Raw genomic sequence first — 18,337 nt, 5'->3', positions numbered from 1 at the left:
CAGACAGGGTAGTCGTGTTGGAAATCTTTTTTTAACCCACTGAAAAGTATTCTCTAAATATTTTTCACATCGCAAAAAATCACGGTCCGTTATAGACGGCTCCGCTTTTGTATGGGTTAAAAAAAAGGTTTACCATGAAAGTCACATGGAACGTCAGTCCTGTGGGCTACCAGCTGATTAGCAAACGCTGCCCCTCATGTCATGGGGCGCAGGATTTCACGCCATCCGGATCCTTCCGGATCAATTCGCAAAAAAAGGTACTGGATGTCTGGAGTATCTATAAGTGCGTGCGCTGTGCCTACACCTGGAATATCAGCCTGTTCTCTCGTTTGCCGATCGGCAAAATCAATCCGCAACTCTATGGGCAACTTGTCGCTAACGCTGAATCTGCCGTTCAGCACTATTCTCACGATCTGCAGGTTCTGCGGCGCAACGGCGCAACGCTATCAGGTTCGCCTGAATTCGTTGTTGAAGAGCGGTGGCAAATCAGCCTTCTTCGCACTTCTCTCGTTAGGGTAAGAGTCAGACTGGAACGTACTTTTCAGGTCAGCTTGCTGGCGGTGCTGCGCAGTCATCTGGGCCTGAGCGGCAACGAAATCCGCAAGCGCCTTGATTCGGGAGATATCGTGGGTATTACGTTGAAGACGTTGAAAGCACGAAGATTAAGGCCAGAAGGATATACGCTTTATATCGCTACGGAAGTTCTCCTGGCGCACAGGCGTATTCCATTGTCTGCAGGAGCTGATCTGAGGAGAAAATAGCCAGTACCCCGGATAGTTATTCTATCCGGGGAGCTGCCTCGCAAAAATTAACTCTGGTTGCCATGAGAGGAAAAATGACCTTGCCTTTATTACTGGGTATTTATACAGTCTCAGCGCGTGTAACAACACGTCAATCGCGTCGATTGCAAGATCGACGCCAGGCAACCCGAACGCCGTCACGGCGAAATCTGTGTCTACAAAGGAGAGAACGATGTCTATGGATACCCGCAAAGAAGTGTTGTTTGTGCTGATCCCAGAGTATGCCGACTGGGAGTTTGCATTATTAGCGCCGGGGTTACGTAGGGGGTTTGGCGTATGGGAACCGCATTACGACGTCAAAATCGTCGCACCGGATGAGGGCCCTGTCACCTCTATCGGTGGTGTTCGCTGCCTGCCGGACTATACCTTCCAGACGATGCCAGAAGATTACGCCGCCCTGGTGTTGGTAGGCGGGCTTAACTGGTGGGGTGAAGAGGCACTGCGAGTGGTGCCTCTGGTCGAACAGGCGCTTGCCCGGCAGTTAGTGGTTGGGGCTATTTGTGATGCATCGGCATTTTTAGGTGCCAACGGTTTTCTCAATGAGGTTGCTCATACATCAAACAGCCTGGCCTATCTCCAGGGCAGAGCGGGGTCAGCCTATCGTGGCGAAGCGCGGTACCAGAACGTCCCTTCCGTGCGTGACGGCAATCTGGTGACTGCCAACGGTGTCGGTTTTGTCGATTTTACCTGCAATATGCTGGCCGCATTAGACGCGGCGCAGGAAAAGGAGATTGCAGCGATGAGAGCGGCGTTTACATCGGGAATGTTTCCTGAAGGTTGATGCGATACAAAGCGCGTCAGAAAGAGGGGCCTGGTTTTGCGTGCTTAGTGCACATCAGCATAATAAACGAACGCCAGCTTATTGCCGTCGGGGTCTCTGACGTAGGCACTATAGAAACCTTCACCGTACTGCGGGCGGTGTCCTGGTGCCCCTTCATCGGTTCCCCCCAGGCTTAGCGCCAGCGCATAAAGCTGCTGAATGTGTTCAACGGAACGCGCATTCAGCGCAACCATCACGCCATTGCCGGTTGTTGCCAGCTGTTGGTTAAACGGCCTGCCAACGCACAGGCCGATGGTGCGGTTTTCGCTGAATGTCCCCCATGACGCGCCTTCATCGCCCCGACCGCTCTGCGGGTGTCCCAGCATTTCCATCAACGGGTCGTAAAAACGGATAGCACGAGGCAGATCGTTGGTGCCAAGCATGATATAGGAAAACATGGAGCCTCCTGGATTTTCGCCTGAGTAACATGTCAATCTAGCAGCAATGGCGGTGACACGAGGCCTGGCGGGCCAAAAGTTCTACATTGATCGTGATTAACCAGCGCGGGCTCTTACCTGTGAATTCCTCAGGCACTATAAGTGGACGATTGATTTTGATTCGATGGTTATGACATTTGAGTAGAAGCAGAGGCGGGAGGGTGCCCTCCCGGCGTCTCAGCTCAGGTCGTGCAAATCTTTACCATTCGGCGGCAGCAGCGAAAGGTCGTGGAAATCGACCTTGAGTCCACTGCGTTGCGGCGTACAGCACATCACGCCGACCTTTGCCGTCCCGGTTGGAAAAGGGCACAGGCGCAGCAGCGGCCAACGGTGACCGTCCGTGGAATATTGCAAACGTAGCGCTTCTCCCTGGCGGGTCAGGCGCAGCCAGAACTCTCGGGGATCTCCTGAATAGTTGCCGGTTGCCCAGTCTGATTTCCCCAGCGTCAGTACGCTGCCGATGGCGGGTGCGCCGTCGTTATACTCAATGCCCGCCTTAAGCCAATGTCGCTCATCCTGCATCAGCATAATCCCCGCCTGGTCATACAGGGTGTCGAAATCAGCGCGTACCCGAACCTGGAAGGTGAAATCGCCGGAGACCTCCGTTGCGTAGATATGCCCGGAAAAGCGCTCAAACCCGTACCAGGTTTCACGCCAGAAGTCAGTTTGCGCGTCGGTTACCACGCTGAGGACGCCATCCTTATCGGCCCATGTTGTCGGTTCGTTCATCCAGTGAAATGCCTGATGCATCATGCCTCCTGTTTCTGCTGAATAAGGGATATAAATAGTTCTGCGGCCTCGGCTGCCTGCTGCGCAAGGCATGCGTCCCACACCTGGCTATCGGCATCACAAAAGCCGTGCTGTGCATTGAACATTCGACAGGACACAGACGACTTTTTCTCAAGTTCATTTTGCATTGTGTGGGGATCGAATGCCGGTTCATCGCTGGCAATAATAACAAGCGTCGGGCAGGGCGGCGCAATGTCACTGTGCTGACGGATCCGTGAGCCATAATGGCAAATAACACCGTCGCAGAGTCCGCTTCTGGCGGCCAGCCAGCCTAACGTTGCACCCACGCTATAGCCGATCACCAGTACCGTGTCATATTTTTCCCTTAGACCGGCTAGCAGGGACTCGACATCCGCCGTATCAAAGCCGACTTTATCGCTAAAGTGGCGGTAGGCTTCATCTTGCTGGTCATAGCGGAAAGGCGCTGAGTGGGGAAAGAGCATTGGGGTATAAACATCGAAACCGCGTCTTTTCCATATATCTGCGGTTCGCTGAATATGCGCATTGATGCCGTAAATTTCATGCAGCAGAACGATGGCTTTATCGCAATCAGGTAACATAAATACGCCTCTGTTGGATAAAAATGAGTTTGTCAGAAATTGAGAACCATCCTGAACTGGGTCAGTGTGTCAGAGCCCGTCAAGATGGTTGCTCGCTTCTGATTGTTTCTTGCCTGTACGCCTACCTTTCCGGCGCAACCGTGCGCGACATTGCAGCAACGATAAGCATCAACACGGTGATAAAAATAAACGCATAGGTCAATGAGCTAAGATGCGCGACATAACCAATCAACGCAGGTCCCGCCAGTACACCAAGATACCCCATGGTGGTAATCGCAGGAACGGCTACGGATTGTGGCATGACCTGCTGACGCCCCACGGCGGAGAACATCGCCGGGACAATATTGGCACAGCCTGCGCCGACCAGCACGTAGCCAAGCAGCGACAGCGACCAGGCGGGGACAAACGTCACCAGGCAAAAACCGATGGCGGCCAGAATGGAACCACCAAATACCACCGGTACAAAGCCGAGGCGAGTGATAAGGCGGTCGCCGCTCAGGCGGACTGCGGTCATCGCTATGGCAAAGAAGGCAAAACCCAGCCCGCCCAGGTTTTCCGGCATGCCGCGAACTTCGGTGAGAAAGACGGCGCTCCAGTCGAGCACCGTGCCTTCGGCCAGAAAGACCGCAAAGCAGATTATGCCGATCAACAACACGATGCCGCGCGGGATAGCAAATGCAGTCCCGCTGGACGGGTTGGCCCACGGTAAAAGACCTTTGGTACAGATGAGTAACAGCCCGGTGACGATCAGTGCAACAGTTATGGTGGCGGAGAGAACGGCAAGTCCGGCGGTCAGCAGGAGAGTCATCACCCCTGCGCCGGCAATTCCCCCGACGCTGTACATCCCATGAAAGCCGGACATTAATGGTTTGTTTGCCTGGCGTTCGACGATAATCGCCTGAATATTCATGGCGCAGTCGGTCACGCCGACGCCCACACCAAATATCAGCAGGACAAAACCGAGCAGCCGGGCATCGCTAATGATGGCCAGTAAAGGCATGGACACGATAACGATAGCCACTGACGACACAATCACCCGACGACAACCGTAGCGACTGGTCAGTATGCCGGTCAGCGGCATGGCAATAAGCGCGCCCATACCCAGACACAGCAGCAGGGTACCGAGCATGGCGTCGTTAACTGCCGTGTTGCTTTTGGCGAATGGCACGATCACCGCCCAGGTTGCGGTGGCAAAGCCTGAAATGAAAAACGCGATACGTGTTGCCAGGGACTGGCTGGCATTTGGAGCAGAAGCGTGCATTGATGTTCCTTGTCGTAAGATCGTAAGGCTTCCCTGTACTCAGTTGGCATCACGCCGATACCTTCAGAGAGGACTAATCATTCAGGTGCTCAATATTGCTCGAATGGTGTTTTCAGGGTGGTTTTGTTGCTCGATTTTGCAATATTAGCGCAAGAGCAGCAAGCGTTGATTAGCTGAATGCACTGGTCACGATGTCCGTAGTATCACAGTCTGATGCATGCTAAACGGGTATTATCATAATAACTGTGAATACTCTGAGCATGACTCCTGCGGTAACTCACAGTAAAGGAACATCTTGCTTATTTTTCAGGGAGAAATTCATGTTCGATCATACCGGCATCACCGTGACTCATTTTGAACGTAGTAAAGTTTTCTATACCTCGGCGCTCTCGGCCCTGGGCCTCGGGATCAGTAAAGCTCCACCGGGCGAGCGGGTGGGGTTTGGCAATTTACAAAAGACCGGGCTGGAGCTGGCGGCGGAAACCTTCTGGATAACCGTCGGGATCCCTTATGTACCCCGAACCCATATTGCCTTTCGTGCGTATTCGGAAGAAGAGGTCGTGGCGTTTTATCACGCCGCTCTGAAAGCAGGTGGCCGTGACAACGGTTTGCCCGGTCTACGGCCCCAGTACGGCGCCGGCTACTATGCTGCATACGTTCTCGACCCCGATGGCTACAATATCGAAGCCGTTTATCGATACTAATGCGTCTGGAACTCTGGTCGCGCCAAATGGATATACAAGTTGTGAATCGGGATAAATTACTTCAGCTACTTAATAATCTGCATATCGATTATCGCTATATTGAACATCCGGCAATGAACAGCGTCAGCGATCGAGAGCGCTATGCGGTGAAGCTTCCTGCGCAACTGCTTAAAAATATGCTCTTAAAAAACAACAGCGGACGCCATTTCTATCTTTATATTCTCGATGGTGAGAAGAGGGCCGATCTGAAGGCGTTAGCCAGAGAAATTGGTGACTCCCGTCTCTCCCTGGCAACGCCTGGCGAGCTAAAGCAGCTTTTGGGACTGGAGCCGGGCGAGGTCACTCCCTTTGCGCTGCTAAACGATCCGGCTCAGAAAATTAAGGTGCTGATTGATGCCTCGGTTGATGAACAGGGACCATTAGGTTTTCACCCACTGGTGAATACCGCCACAGTGTGCATTTCACTCAGCGCGCTCCATCAATTTTTACACTACTGTACGCATGCATCTCAGCAGGTCGGCGATGTTGCCGGTCACTGCGGCTAACCGCAATGACCGGTATTTTTAATACACAAACGTTGCGTGATGCTGATCAGACGGTTGCAGCTTTCAGGCGGGCAGCAAAGGCTTTCAGCTCTGTCAGCATGGCATCACGATCGTCAACATGTTGCTCAATGATCTTCACAATAGCAGAACCAGAAATCGCTCCGGCGGCGCCCGCTTCTAATGCATCCGTAACCTGGTCCGGGGTTGAAATTCCGAATCCCTGTAGCGCCGGGACAGCCTGGTATTCTTTAAGCTTCGCCACCAGATGTTGCAATGGCACTGCGCCACGATTTTCCGCACCGGTTACGCCCGCTCGCGACAGCAGATAGGTGTAACCGCGACCGTGCGCGGCAATCTGGCGCAGTAGCTCATCGTCAGCGTTGGGCGGACAGATAAAAATAGGCGCAATGTTGTGGCGCATTGCCGCCTGGCGGAACGGGGTTGATTCTTCGAACGGGACGTCCGCGACCAGTACCGAATCGACGCCGACGCGGGCGCAATCGGCATAAAATGTATCGATCCCTCGGTTATAGACCAGATTGGCGTACATCAGCAGGCCGATGGGGATAGTCGGATATTTCGCGCGGATAGCCGCCAGCATCTCGAAGCAGCAGGCAGGGGTGACGCCTGACGCAAAAGCACGCAGAGCGGCGTTTTGAATGGTCGGGCCGTCAGCCAGCGGGTCGGAGAACGGGATACCCAGCTCCAGCGCATCAGCACCTCCGGCAACCAGCGCGTCAATAATTTGCAGCGATAGCCCCGGTTGCGGATCGCCCAACATGACAAAAGGAACAAATGCGCCTTCTCCACGGTTTTCCAACTGCGTAAACAAATCGTTATAGCGTTCCATCACATTTCTCCTCGCGCTTGCAGAATGTCGTGTACGGTAAAGATGTCCTTATCGCCGCGACCGGAAAGATTCACCACCAGCAACTGCTTTTTGTCCGGATTTTCGCGCATCATCCTCAAGGCATGAGCCAGCGCATGGGATGACTCAAGTGCCGGAATAATCCCTTCAGCGCGGCTCAGGGTTTTAAATGCTGCCAGCGCTTCATCGTCGGTCACAGAGACGTATTCTGCGCGACCAATGCTGTTCAGATAAGCATGTTGTGGCCCGACTGATGGGAAATCGAGGCCAGCGGAAATAGAACAGGACTCTTTGATCTGGCCGTCATCAGTCTGCATCATGGGCGACTTCATGCCGAAGTAAATGCCGGTGCGACCGTGTTTTAACGGTGCTCCGTGCTCGCCGCTCTCAATGCCATGTCCCGCAGGTTCAACGCCAATCAGCCCGACCTGAGGGGTATCGATAAAGTCCGCAAACATGCCGATGGCGTTGGAGCCGCCGCCCACGCAGGCGATAACGGCATCCGGCAGGCGTCCCTCTTTTTCCTGTATCTGTACGGGTCTTCCCTTGTTGTGGTGGCTAAAGGCATGATAATGGCGTATTAATTCGCCAGAGGTCACCACCATGGACGAAAAGTCCCTCTATGCTCATATCCTCAACCTGTCTGCTCCGTGGCAGGTAACGTCTCTTTCTCTCGATGAAAATGCGGGGTCTGTTACCGTTACTGTCGGGATCGCTGAAAATACTCAGTTGACCTGTCCGGCCTGCGGGAAATCCTGTCCTGCTCACGATCACCGGCATCGCAAATGGCGTCATCTCGATACCTGCCAGTTTTCAACGATAGTCGAAGCCGATGTCCCCCGCATTATGTGCCCGGAACATGGTTGCCTGACGCTGCCAGTTCCGTGGGCGGGACCCGGCAGCCGGTATACGTTGTTGTTCGAATCCTTCGTGCTCTCATGGCTGAAAATCAGTACCGTTGATGCTGTCAGGAAACAACTGAAACTCAGCTGGAATGCCGTCGATAACATCATGCAGCGTGCGGTAAAGCGAGGACTGGCGCGCCGACGGTTGCCCCAGTCTGCGCGTCACCTCTGTGTGGATGAGGTGAGCTTCAAAAAGGGTTATCAGTATGTCACCGTTATCTCGGATACGCAGGGACAAGCGCTTGAGCTAAGGGATGATCGTGGTGTTGAGAGTCTTGCCGGTTATCTCCGAAACCTGGGTGACCGCCAGCTCGAATCCATCAAAACCTTGTCGATGGATATGAACCCGGCCTATATCAGCGCGGCCCGGATCCACTTACCCAACGCAGTAGAAAAAATCGCCTTCGATCACTTCCATGTAGCCAAAATGCTCTGTGCCGTGGTGGATAAAACACGGCAGTCAGAGATGAAAACGATCCCGTTGCAGGCCCGAAAACGTGCACATCGCTCCCGCTATCTGTGGCTGTACGGCCGTCATAAGCGTCATGGTCGAATAGCAGAAAGACTGGAGGCAGCGCAGATGGTCCTGCCTGATACCAGCCGTTGCTGGGCAATGAAAGAGCTGGCGCGGGAACTCTGGAACCGTCGGTATGACGAGCACAGCAGACGCCTGTGGCAGGAATGGATAGCGATGGCAAAAGATGTTGGCGTCCCGCTGCTGAGTAGTGCCGCCAGAACGTTACGTAAACGGCTGTACGGTATCCTGAATGCGATGAAGCATCGGGTATCAAACGGCAATGCAGAATCGCTGAACAGCAAGATCAGACTGCTGCGGATCAAGTCGAGGGGATACCGGAACAAGGAGCGGTTCAAAGTAGCTGTGATGTTCCATTACGGCAGGTTAAACATGGACTTCTGAGTCTCCCACCATGATCGGGGAAGACCCATCTGTACCCAGGTCTCTTCGCCGATCATGCGCTGGAATTCACGCACGATGGTTGGAAAAGGATGCGGCCCCGCGGCGGTGCCGAGCATGAAGTGGGCGGTTTCATAGCTTCCGGACCAGTCGCGCAGAGCCTCGTTCGACGCATCTTTCAGGGTGGATGAACCGCTGTGAACGGGGATCACTTCCGCACCCATCAGGCGCATACGGAAGACGTTAGGCGACTGGCGTTCAATATCTTTCGCGCCCATATAAATGCGGCATTTCAGGCACAACAGGGCACTGGCCAGGGCCGATGCTACGCCGTGCTGTCCGGCACCAGTTTCGGCGATAATCTCCGTTTTGCCCATGCGTTTTGCCAGCAGCGCCTGGCCAAGAACCTGATTGGTCTTATGCGCGCCGCCGTGCAGCAGGTCTTCTCGTTTGAGGTACAACGTTGTGCGGGTTCCTTGCGTAAGATTGCGGCATTTTGTTAGCGCCGTTGGACGACCGGCATAATTTTTCAGGAGATGGGTAAATTCAGCCTGAAAGAGCGGATCTTCGCGTGCGCTGACAAACGCCGCTTCCAGCTGGCGTAGCGCCGGGATCAAAACCTGCGGAACGTACATACCACCGAATTCGCCAAAGTAGGGGTTAAGTAATGTGCTCATTATTGCTCCTTAATATATGCGCAGTACCTGAGTCGGGTTCCATCTCTCCCGGTGAGGACTCTGCACGTGAAGTGAAATCGGGTACTACGCAGCGGTCGCGGGCTGTTTTCCTGCGCCGCATACGTAAAATCTGGACAAAAAAAAGCCCGCTTATTGGCGGGCCGGGTATCGGTGTGCAAACTGCAGACGTGACGATACTGCCCGTTAACGGGAAGTGCGCCACCAGCTGTGCAGAGTCATCATGATCACGCGTTGCATTTTTCGATACCTGGAAAAAAGAATTTGTACTAGTAAACTAGTTCTAGAGGTCAATGTCAACTTTGGAATTATTGATACCAAGAATCGAACATTGCGATTTTTCTCGTCAGCGCAAACGTGAAACAGCACATTGCTTCAATGCATCAAGTCGAGGTACCGTGGTTTTTTCAGCTGATTTTCTACCACGTTAGCGAGACCGTATGAATTTGAACCGTGCCGATATGGCCGATCTTATCTATTTTTGCGCCATCGCACGCCATCACAGTTTTAGCAAGGCAGCCATCGAGCTTGGCGTCAGCGCCTCGACGCTCAGCCACGCCCTGAAGGGGTTTGAGGCGCGACTGGGCGTACGTTTGCTGAACCGCACCACCAAAAGCGTCACTCTGACGGCGGCGGGTGAGAGCCTGGCCCGCGCGGTGAGCGAACCGGTAGCCACGATCGATGCGGCGATCGAGCAGCTTAATCAGTTCCGCGACTCACCCGCAGGACGCATTCGTCTTAACGTCGCCGTTGAAGCCGCCACGCTGCTTCTGGCTCCCATTTTGCCGATTTTTGCCGAGCGCTATCCCGACATTGAACTGGATATTGCCGCCAGCAACCGCATTATTGATGTGACGGAAGAGCGTTTTGATGCCGGGATCCGCTACGGCGGAACAGTACCTGAGGATATGGTGGCCCAGCGCCTCTCCGCCGATGTTCGCTGGGTTGTCGCAGCGTCTCCGACCTATCTCGCGCGGTTTGGAGAACCTCAGCATCCAGACGATCTGCATCACCATCGCTGTGTTAGCAACCGGCTGGGGAATAATCGTATTTATAAATGGGAGTTTGAGCGCGGTGAGGAGCAGCTCACCATAAAGGTCCCCCCTTTGCTGACGGTCGATCAGGCGGAAACCGGGGTGGTGGCGATATTGCAGGGATTCGGTTTGATGTATCTCCCGGAACCGCTTATTTCTCAGCACGTTAGCGAAGGGCGTTTGCGCCTGGTCCTCACCGACTGGGCTTCTTCCGGGCCGGGGTTCTATATCTATTACTCCAGCCGTCATCAGCTTCCCGCAGGGCTGCGCTTATTAATTGATCTTGTCAGAGAGTTAAAACCGCTGGGCCTGTAGCCTGATTGATGAAAATTACTCACAACCCCATTCGATAAGCGGGGCTGGCTCCTTCGCAATGCGCGCCTTACCCTTGAGGCAAAAGAGAAGGAGACCTCAATGAAATTACAACACCGCAGTATCCCCGGACTATTTTGCTTTTTGGCCGCAGTCATCTTTTTTATCGGATCTTTCAGTACCCACGCGGCCGCCGAGACAAAAACCCTGGTGATTGTTTCTCACCCTTATCCGGAACAATCGGTCATGACCAAAGGTCTTGAGACCGCAGCGCAAAGCGTACCCGGCGTGACCGTGCGCAATCTGGAGACGCTTTACGGTTATGACACGCGAAAAATCAATGCCGATGAAGAGCGACGCCTTATGCGTGAACACTCGCGCATTGTTTTCATTTTCCCCACTCACTGGTTCAACATTACGCCGATGATGAAAGCCTGGATGAACGATACCTGGGGCAGCGTGGGACCAGGGTCGTGGCAGGGTAAGGAAATGCTGATTGTGACCACCGCAGCGGGAGGCGACACGACCTACGGCGAGTCCGGTCGAATTGGCGTCAGCCTTGCCGACGTATTTATGCCGATGAAGGCCAGCGCCCTGCATACTGGAATGACCTGGCTTCCACCGCTGGTGTTTCAGAGCGCCACTCGCAGCCAGTTGCCTGAGTATCAGCGCCAGCTAGTGGAAAGACTCTCAAATTAATTTGCCCACAAGGAGTTGACCATGAAAGGTTTTATTGCCGTTGCTGCGATGTCACTTATTTTGGGCAACCTTGCCTGTGCTGAAGAAAAAAGAGGTACCAGTATGACTCCATTTACTCCATCCGTATTGTCGACTACGGATATCCAGTCGGTCTCCCCGGCGCTTGCACGTTTTGGCAATGAAGTCCTGGCTGAGGATCTCTGGAAGAGAAATGAACTCTCGCTGCGCGACCGGAGCATCGTGACCATCGCTATTCTGATTGCCCGCAATCAGCCCGCTGAGCTGAAGCATTACGTTGAAATCGCCCTCGATAACGAGGTCACTCCGGCTGAAGTCTCAGAGGTGATTACTCACCTTGCGTTTTATTCCGGCTGGCCAAACGCCATGTCCGCCATCGCCGTGACGAAAGATATTTTTGCCGCTCGTGGTATTAGTCACGAGCAGCTGGCGGCGGCCTCACCGGCGCTGCTTCCCCTCAATCAGGAGGTTGAAAACCAGCGTTCGGCCACGGTAGAAAAGAACGTCGGCCCCATTTCCCCAGGGCTTGTAAAGTTCACCACCGATCCGCTTTTCCTTGACCTGTGGCAGAGACCGGGGCTGAAGCCGCGCGATCGCAGCCTGGTGACGGTGAGTGCGCTGATTGCTGCCGGGCAAAGTGCGCAGATTGGCTATCATCTTAATCGGGCGATGGACAACGGTCTTACGGCGCAAGAGGCCGGGGAGATAGTGACTCACGCGGCGTTCTATGCGGGATGGCCCAATGCGTTTTCCGCCGCGCCGGTGGTTGGCGAAGTGCTGCGTGCTCGCGGTCTGGTCGGGTGAGACTATGTTTAAAACTCTCAGCACCGCGCTATTTATCTTTGCCGCGCTGACGGGTGTCGCATCGGCTAACGGGCAGGAGAACAGGGTGAAAATTCAGTTTGTTTTTAACGGGGTGAAAGTGGTTGGCTCTCTGGAGGAGAGCACCGTCGCACGCGAGTTTTTGGCGCAGTTACCCTTGACGGTGAAGCTTGAGGATTACGGCTCAACCGAGAAAATCGCCTGGCTACCGGCGAAGTTGCGCCAGGCAGACGTCCGGGAATCGATAACGCCGAAGCGGGGTGATATCGCGTATTACGCGCCTTGGGGAAATCTGGCTATTTTTCGTGAAGATTACCGCCATTCACCGGGTTTAATAAAGCTGGGAAGGGTGGAGCAAGGGCTTACCTCACTTAACCTGTCAGGTGCTGAAGTGGTGACTATCACGTGCGATGAGGAGCCATAAACTTCTCCTGGGAGGCAGCCCGTTAGCCGGGCTGCCTTATCTGTTAAGTCAGGCGAGTAAATTCGCAGGATTGTCTATGCAGAGTTTCTTAATGGTGTCCTGATCAACACCGCGAGTGGCCAGATAGCCCATGAAGACATTAGGCACAAAGCCCCAGCCGTTCCCTCCATTTTTAGCCCACATCTGTTTTAAGAAAACGTCATGGCTTAATACCAATTGGTTCCCATAACCCAACTCGATAAGCCGACTAACGGCATCGGCCGTTTCCTGAACGCCCGGAGCGATACCTTCTTTAGGAAAGGTGATATCGAGTCCTATCATGTCAAACTCCAGCCAGACGCCCCGATCCAGCATCCGCCGCTGATAATCAAGATCCTTCCCTGACGGGTCCGAATGGGCGAGTGACACTTTCTCCGGGGATGCCCCCATCTCATTGATGACAATGTCCAGCACTTCATCGCCGCGCCTCAGCCAACCGGGCATATGGATGTTGATGGATACCCCCGGATTGTTAATCTGCGCAAGAGATGCCGCGCGCAGGCTGTTTTTCTCTGCGTCCGTAAACTCCGGCGATACGCCAATTTCGCCAATCATGCCTGCCCGAACATCGGTATCCGCTATTCCATGGTTCAACTCTCTGTCGATGATGTCTGCCAGCGTATCGACCTGCTGGTGCAACCTGTCTCCTTCAAATTTTTCAAGGTAGGGGCCAGAGGAGGCAACGATGTTGATTCCGGTCCGGATGGCGACTTCCCGCAGTGATAAAGGATCGCGACCAATCGATTCCGACCCGGTGGCATCAACAATGGTTTTCCCGCCGAACGCCATAAAGCTTTTAATCTCCTCAATGACATCCTCAATGTCTTTGCGGCTCATGTTATCCGCGCAGCAGTAGGGATCGTGTTTCAATGCCCACTGCTTCTGCGCGCAAACGCAGGAGTCCACCATCTGCTCAGACCAGGCGTAAAAGGGTTTATCCACCACAGAAGACAGGTCATTAAAGAGATGCTCATGAGGCAGGGTGAGACCCATATCTTCTTTCTTAACTGGGCCTGTCACGGTTTGAATGTAGCCTTTCATGATTGAGCCTCCGCTTTAGCCAGTCGCGCGGCTTTAAAGTCAGGGATGGTGGTGACAATGGCACCAACAAGCGCGAAAACCGTGCCGACGAGGGTGACAAAATAAACAGTATTGCCCAGAGCAGGAACGAGCACGTCAATCAGTATCGACCCTAACAACTGTCCGGCAGTGGATGCGACGCCGAGCATCAACAAGCCAAGTCCGCGAACCAGAATCGCCATGAGCCCGATTGACATCAGCCCCAGAGGTCCACCGAGATACATCCACCAGGTATCAGGCAACTGGAAACTCACATGTCCAAGGGCGATGCGAATAAGCAGGGCGGTACCCAGAACCGTGAAGCCGACGATAAAATTCCAGGTGATAGAAACCAACATCGACCCCGTCGCTTGCGCAACGTTGGCATTGCCTGCCGGCTGCCATCCGGCCAGCAAGCCTGCCATAAACGGCAGAATGGCCAGAAGGATGAATGATGTGGATCGCCATTGGGGAGAAACAACAAATATCGTGGCGACAACCGCGAAAATAGCGCCGATAACCCGGTACGAGGTGAAATATTTCTTCTCACTAACGCCGATGCCAAAGCGGTCACACAGTAATCCGGAAAGAATGAGCGCTGAAATCAATGCCGTCTGGAATGTCGCGACGCCCAGAGCGCTGGCGGAGGCCCCTTCAGAGAACACCACCATGGCACCACACAGACCAGCAAACCAATTCCACAGCGGTATTTTTTTCTGCTTTATTAGTGAAGGAATAGAAGCAAACTGTTGTCTGGTCTCTTTTTTAGCCATGATGATGAAAAACATCACCACAAGGCCGCTGGCAAATGAAATAACCGCGCAGGCATTGCCGTCATTGAGCCAGTGACCCAGCTCGCCGTTTACCGCTGATTGCATAGGTGACAGCGTACCAGCCAGAATTGTTGCCAGCATCAGTAATGGAACGGAGTATTTACGTTGGTTCATATATCCATCCTGTATCTTGATATGTCAGGCGGTGGGCCCGAAGATAATGTCTTCGAACCCGATATTTTAGTTTTTGGATATATAGCGAAGAATGTTTACCCAAAGACTGGTGTAGTATTTCCAGTTCATAAATTCATGACTTCCCCAGTGTGGCGAGCAATCACTCATAAAGCAGGCGGTTTTACCTTTTTCAAAATTGCCATAAACAAGGAGAGGGTCGTTGTCTATAGTCAGTGCAACGGTCGCGTTGTCCTTCGATTCCACCTTGTTATAACCGAGGAAAACGGGCCAATTTGTAAATTCATTGACTGTTTCATGCCCACTTTCAACAGGACTGGCGTATACCCCCGAAGGTTTCTCAACGCGATCATCGCCATCAAACATAATGACCGGAAGAACATCAGCAAGAACGGTATTCTTATAGTTGGCTTTGGCCTCAATACCCATAAAAGAGAGGTAGCCGCCAATCATTAATAAACCGCCACCATGGCAAACATATTCTTTTATCATATCCAGAGCATCAGGTTTGATTTTGGACTGATAGAATGTATCGTTTTGCAAAAGGAAGGTATTGCTGCCAATATCACTAATAACAATGGCATCATATTTATCCAGCTCTGCCGAATCTTCTGGAAAGGCAATCTGCACCTGGTGAGCTGGCATGTAAGTGATAGATACCTCGGCATCGCGTAAACATTTTAATAAATATGTTGCACCTTCTTCATATTTACTTGAAGTAAAGCTGTCATATCCCTTTGAATGGATCATGTGAATATGCCATGATTCACCAATAAAAAGAATATTTAAAGGTTTGTTGATAGCATTCATAATAGATTCCTTATTTTTTCTTTTCTGAAAAAGTTTGGTGATACTGAGTGGTATTAATTCGATGAAGCACGGCCTGGTTATCAGGCATGTCTGATGCGTTTGGTGTTTCCACCGCCAGTGAAGCAAATGCTGAGGCATAAATCAGCGCATTTTCCAGAGACCGCCCTCTGGCCAGTTCTGCAGCCAGAGCACCATTAAATGCATCGCCGGCACCTGCGGTATTCCTCACAACCGCAGGAAATGCAGGGGAGAAAATGAATCTTCTTCCGTCAAAGGCCATCGAGCCTTTTTTACCCAGAGTAATCACCACATTTTTTACTCCGCGGCGATGAATCTCTTGTGCCGCGTCCATGGCCGATGCGCTATCAGTGACAGCGATGCCGGTCAGTAATCCAGCCTCTGTCTCATTGGGCGTCAGGTAATCCAGTCCATCCAGAAACTGATTAATACAGGGATTGTAGGGAGCAGGGTTGATAATCACCGGAACATTAGCGTCATGGGCGATATGGATTGTATTTGTTAGCGCGTCCGGATTTGTCTCCAGTTGTAAAAGAACGATATTTGAATCAATAATTGCGTTTTTTTGCAGCAATACCTCATCAGCTGTAATCGTCATATTGGCGCCAGGGAATATCGCGATCATATTCTCGCCCGTGGTTTCATCAACATAAATCGTGGCGGTGCCAGTTTGTACGTCGCCAGACTTGTAAATAACGGGTTTTTTGATTAATGAAGCGTTAATAAATGAACTGGCATATTCGCTAAAATGATCGGAGCCAATTTTGGTTATGAAGCTAACATTTGCATCCGCATAGCTGGCGGCCAGCGCCTGATTACATCCTTTGCCGCCCGCAGAGAATATGAGTTTATCGGAAAGCAGCGACTCTCCAGCATTAGGAAGTCTTGGAAGATAACTGATGATGTCAACATTAAACGATCCAAGTACGCATACATTGTTTTTCATGACAGGAGGGCCTCGTTTTACCACGCCGTATGAATCTCCTGATTCAAGGACGTGGATAATTTCATTTCTGGTGACACAATCAAGCGTATTTATGTCTATATACGCGCCACCATGACAGCGATTAACAAAACCTTTTTTGCAAAGCTCATTGAGATCGGATCTGACTGTTTCTTTCGTAACATTCAAATAATCCGCAAGCGCTGAGACACGAACAAAACCTTCGATGCTGATAAATTTCATTATTATATGATGGCGCTGTTTTTTCATACCTCACCTCACTGAATACAAATGTAATATTTCTGTATTTTGGCGGTGTGATAGTAGCCATAAACTTGTGGGTAAAACCAAAAAAAAGCAAAAATTGAGTAAGGAATGCTGTGTTTATGTCTGCAGATATAGCCAGTGTTGGGTCGTTAGTTAGTGATGTTGGCTAATTCGATAATATGTTTTGTGGTTGTAAAAATATTTCCTTATTGAGCTTATTCTTATTGGCGAAATGGATTCATTATCACGTAACACGACACTCATCCCGATCAAGCATCTGGTGCCTTCAAACGCACAATGAAATGCGAACGCCCCGCATCGCCAAAAATCATCTACACTTTTTCAGCCAAACCATTTTCATACCCACGAGACGTGATAGCCACCAGACAGAACATTCACCCCTTATACCCGACTCACTGCAGGCGTCAGCCAGCAGCCTTGTTTTCTCATTAGAGGAGTTTGTAGCATGGCATTTGTGACAACCAAAGACGGCGTTAATATTTTCTATAAAGACTGGGGTTCCAGAGATGCGCAGCCCATTGTATTTCACCATGGCTGGCCGTTAAGCGCGGATGATTGGGATAACCAGATGCTGTTTTTCCTGGCGGAAGGCTTCCGGGTGATTGCTATTGACCGGCGCGGTCACGGTCGCTCAGACCAGGTGAGTGAAGGTCATGATATGGATCATTACGCCGCGGACGCTTCGGCTGTGGCGGAACATCTGGATCTGCATAACGCCGTGCATATCGGGCATTCTACCGGCGGCGGGCAGGTTGCGCGCTATGTTGCACAGTATGGCCAACCGCAGGGACGCGTCGCTAAAGCGGTGCTTATCAGTTCGGTTCCGCCATTGATGGTCAAAACGGACAACAATCCAGGCGGGACACCTGTTGAAGTTTTTGATGGTTTTCGCCAGGCGCTGGCTGCTAACCGCGCGCAGTTTTATCTCGACGTCGCTTCCGGGCCTTTTTATGGCTTTAACCGCGATGGCGCAGAAGTGTCGCAAGGCACCATTCAGAACTGGTGGCGGCAGGGTATGATTGGCAGTGCGAAGGCACACTATGAGGGGATTAAGGCGTTTTCTGAAACCGATCAGACCGAGGATTTAAAAGCCATTACGCTACCGGTACTGGTTATGCAGGGGGATGATGATCAGGTTGTTCCCTATCAGAACGCGGCGATATTGCAGGATAAACTCCTGTCTGATAGCCAGCTAAAAATTTACCCCGGCTACCCGCACGGTATGCATACCACCCATGCTGATGTGATTAACGCCGATCTGCTGGCGTTTATCCGTTCGTAGCCGGAAGTTGAGAGAAGAAAGGCCGCTATCTGGCGGCCTTAATCGAAGCGTCAGGCCTGATTCAGGCTCTCATGCTGGAGGATTTTCAGTAACTCATCCTTCAACAGAAGTTTTTCTTTCTTCATATGAACAAGCTCAAGACTGTATCCTTTGCCGTCAGCTCCTTCTATCCGGGAAATATCGTGATCGAGCGCGTTATGTTTTTCGAATAGCGATTGAAAGCGTGAGTGCGAGGTTTTCAATCGAGAAATCAACTCTCTGTGTTCTGGAAACATGTACCTTCCTTGTTGATAGAAAAACGTGTGTACGAAGACACACACGTTT

At 52.0% G+C, this 18,337-nt stretch carries 20 protein-coding genes, 2 pseudogenes and 1 other annotated feature; of the genes and pseudogenes, 10 read left to right on the top strand and 12 right to left on the bottom strand.

Features of this window, described 5'->3' with window-relative positions:
* Window positions 1–134 precede the first annotated feature (134 nt).
* Together HV213_RS14825 and HV213_RS14820 are read left to right on the top strand one after the other, a co-directional pair.
* Window positions 135–761, top strand: a complete 627-nt coding sequence (locus HV213_RS14825; protein ID WP_181486255.1) for a DUF1062 domain-containing protein — start codon at window positions 135–137, stop codon at window positions 759–761.
* Window positions 762–978: 217 nt separating this feature from the next.
* Window positions 979–1,581 carry a DJ-1/PfpI family protein gene (locus HV213_RS14820; protein ID WP_181486421.1) on the top strand — a complete coding sequence of 201 codons (603 nt, stop codon included), beginning with the start codon at window positions 979–981 and terminating at the stop codon, window positions 1,579–1,581.
* Window positions 1,582–1,625: 44 nt separating this feature from the next.
* Here HV213_RS14820 and HV213_RS14815 read toward each other — a convergent pair whose 3' ends face one another.
* The 4 genes from HV213_RS14815 to HV213_RS14800 form a co-directional block, all read right to left on the bottom strand.
* On the bottom strand, window positions 1,626–2,018 hold the full coding sequence (locus HV213_RS14815) for a VOC family protein (protein WP_181486254.1): 393 nt from the start codon (window positions 2,016–2,018) through the stop codon (window positions 1,626–1,628).
* A 216-nt stretch (window positions 2,019–2,234) separates the two neighbouring features.
* On the bottom strand, window positions 2,235–2,807 hold the full coding sequence (locus HV213_RS14810) for a DUF1349 domain-containing protein (protein WP_181486420.1): 573 nt from the start codon (window positions 2,805–2,807) through the stop codon (window positions 2,235–2,237).
* Window positions 2,807–3,406: a dienelactone hydrolase family protein gene (locus HV213_RS14805; protein ID WP_181486253.1), complete on the bottom strand. Its 600-nt coding sequence runs from the start codon at window positions 3,404–3,406 to the stop codon at window positions 2,807–2,809. Before HV213_RS14805 ends, HV213_RS14810 begins: the two co-directional genes overlap by 1 nt.
* Window positions 3,407–3,527: 121 nt before the next feature.
* A complete protein-coding gene (locus tag HV213_RS14800; RefSeq protein ID WP_181486252.1) occupies window positions 3,528–4,667 on the bottom strand; it encodes an MFS transporter in 1,140 nt (379 codons plus the stop codon).
* Between the two features lie 320 nt (window positions 4,668–4,987).
* Here HV213_RS14800 and HV213_RS14795 point away from each other — a divergent pair, with 320 nt between their 5' ends.
* Window positions 4,988–5,371 carry a VOC family protein gene (locus HV213_RS14795; RefSeq protein WP_181486251.1) on the top strand — a complete coding sequence of 128 codons (384 nt, stop codon included), beginning with the start codon at window positions 4,988–4,990 and terminating at the stop codon, window positions 5,369–5,371.
* A gap of 26 nt (window positions 5,372–5,397) precedes the next feature.
* Window positions 5,398–5,916: a prolyl-tRNA synthetase associated domain-containing protein gene (locus HV213_RS14790; protein ID WP_181486250.1), complete on the top strand. Its 519-nt coding sequence runs from the start codon at window positions 5,398–5,400 to the stop codon at window positions 5,914–5,916.
* A gap of 46 nt (window positions 5,917–5,962) precedes the next feature.
* Here the strand turns inward: HV213_RS14790 and trpA are convergent, their stop codons facing one another.
* A complete protein-coding gene (trpA, locus tag HV213_RS14785) occupies window positions 5,963–6,766 on the bottom strand; it encodes a tryptophan synthase subunit alpha (protein WP_181486249.1) in 804 nt (267 codons plus the stop codon).
* Window positions 6,766–7,317: pseudogene (locus HV213_RS14780) on the bottom strand (pyridoxal-phosphate dependent enzyme); the annotation flags it as partial. The gene trpA and the pseudogene HV213_RS14780, both read right to left, overlap by 1 nt.
* A gap of 70 nt (window positions 7,318–7,387) precedes the next feature.
* Here HV213_RS14780 and HV213_RS14775 point away from each other — a divergent pair.
* A complete protein-coding gene (locus tag HV213_RS14775) occupies window positions 7,388–8,608 on the top strand; it encodes an ISL3 family transposase (RefSeq protein WP_086816680.1) in 1,221 nt (406 codons plus the stop codon).
* A 26-nt stretch (window positions 8,609–8,634) separates the two neighbouring features.
* Here the strand turns inward: HV213_RS14775 and HV213_RS14770 are convergent.
* Window positions 8,635–9,282: pseudogene (locus HV213_RS14770) on the bottom strand (pyridoxal-phosphate dependent enzyme); the annotation flags it as partial.
* Between the two features lie 136 nt (window positions 9,283–9,418).
* Window positions 9,419–9,513 (bottom strand) — a sequence feature (Trp leader region).
* 227 nt (window positions 9,514–9,740) lie between these two features.
* Here HV213_RS14770 and HV213_RS14765 point away from each other — a divergent pair.
* The 4 genes from HV213_RS14765 (at window position 9,741) to HV213_RS14750 (ending at window position 12,609) form a co-directional block, all read left to right on the top strand.
* Window positions 9,741–10,649, top strand: a complete 909-nt coding sequence (locus HV213_RS14765) for a LysR family transcriptional regulator (RefSeq protein ID WP_181486248.1) — start codon at window positions 9,741–9,743, stop codon at window positions 10,647–10,649.
* Between the two features lie 99 nt (window positions 10,650–10,748).
* Window positions 10,749–11,345 carry an NAD(P)H-dependent oxidoreductase gene (locus HV213_RS14760; RefSeq protein ID WP_181486247.1) on the top strand — a complete coding sequence of 199 codons (597 nt, stop codon included), beginning with the start codon at window positions 10,749–10,751 and terminating at the stop codon, window positions 11,343–11,345.
* 21 nt (window positions 11,346–11,366) lie between these two features.
* The gene (locus tag HV213_RS14755; protein WP_181486246.1) at window positions 11,367–12,167 is read left to right on the top strand and encodes a carboxymuconolactone decarboxylase family protein; all 801 of its coding nucleotides are present in this window, start codon (window positions 11,367–11,369) and stop codon (window positions 12,165–12,167) included.
* Between the two features lie 4 nt (window positions 12,168–12,171).
* Window positions 12,172–12,609, top strand: coding sequence for a cyclophilin-like fold protein (locus HV213_RS14750; protein WP_181486245.1), 438 nt, complete (start codon window positions 12,172–12,174; stop codon window positions 12,607–12,609).
* A gap of 48 nt (window positions 12,610–12,657) precedes the next feature.
* Here HV213_RS14750 and HV213_RS14745 read toward each other — a convergent pair whose 3' ends face one another.
* The 4 genes from HV213_RS14745 to HV213_RS14730 form a co-directional block, all read right to left on the bottom strand.
* Window positions 12,658–13,689, bottom strand: a complete 1,032-nt coding sequence (locus HV213_RS14745; protein WP_181486244.1) for a phosphotriesterase family protein — start codon at window positions 13,687–13,689, stop codon at window positions 12,658–12,660.
* Window positions 13,686–14,654, bottom strand: coding sequence for a DMT family transporter (locus HV213_RS14740; protein ID WP_181486243.1), 969 nt, complete (start codon window positions 14,652–14,654; stop codon window positions 13,686–13,688). The genes HV213_RS14745 and HV213_RS14740 overlap by 4 nt, the downstream gene beginning before the upstream one ends.
* 66 nt (window positions 14,655–14,720) lie before the next feature.
* The gene (locus tag HV213_RS14735) at window positions 14,721–15,482 is read right to left on the bottom strand and encodes a glutamine amidotransferase (protein ID WP_181486242.1); all 762 of its coding nucleotides are present in this window, start codon (window positions 15,480–15,482) and stop codon (window positions 14,721–14,723) included.
* Between the two features lie 10 nt (window positions 15,483–15,492).
* The gene (locus tag HV213_RS14730) at window positions 15,493–16,713 is read right to left on the bottom strand and encodes a PfkB family carbohydrate kinase (protein WP_181486241.1); all 1,221 of its coding nucleotides are present in this window, start codon (window positions 16,711–16,713) and stop codon (window positions 15,493–15,495) included.
* Between the two features lie 463 nt (window positions 16,714–17,176).
* Here HV213_RS14730 and HV213_RS14725 point away from each other — a divergent pair, with 463 nt between their 5' ends.
* Window positions 17,177–18,013, top strand: a complete 837-nt coding sequence (locus tag HV213_RS14725; protein ID WP_181486240.1) for an alpha/beta fold hydrolase — start codon at window positions 17,177–17,179, stop codon at window positions 18,011–18,013.
* Between the two features lie 50 nt (window positions 18,014–18,063).
* Here HV213_RS14725 and HV213_RS14720 read toward each other — a convergent pair whose 3' ends face one another.
* Window positions 18,064–18,288 (bottom strand): YdcH family protein, encoded by a 225-nt coding sequence (locus HV213_RS14720; protein ID WP_080828775.1) that lies wholly within the window; start codon window positions 18,286–18,288, stop codon window positions 18,064–18,066.
* Window positions 18,289–18,337: the final 49 nt, after the last annotated feature.

The organism is Klebsiella sp. RHBSTW-00484 (assembly GCF_013705725.1).
In the GTDB taxonomy this organism is placed as follows: Bacteria; Pseudomonadota; Gammaproteobacteria; order Enterobacterales; family Enterobacteriaceae; genus Klebsiella.
The sequence above is the reverse complement of the archived record's forward strand: the minus strand, read 5'-3'. Positions and strand labels throughout refer to the sequence as shown.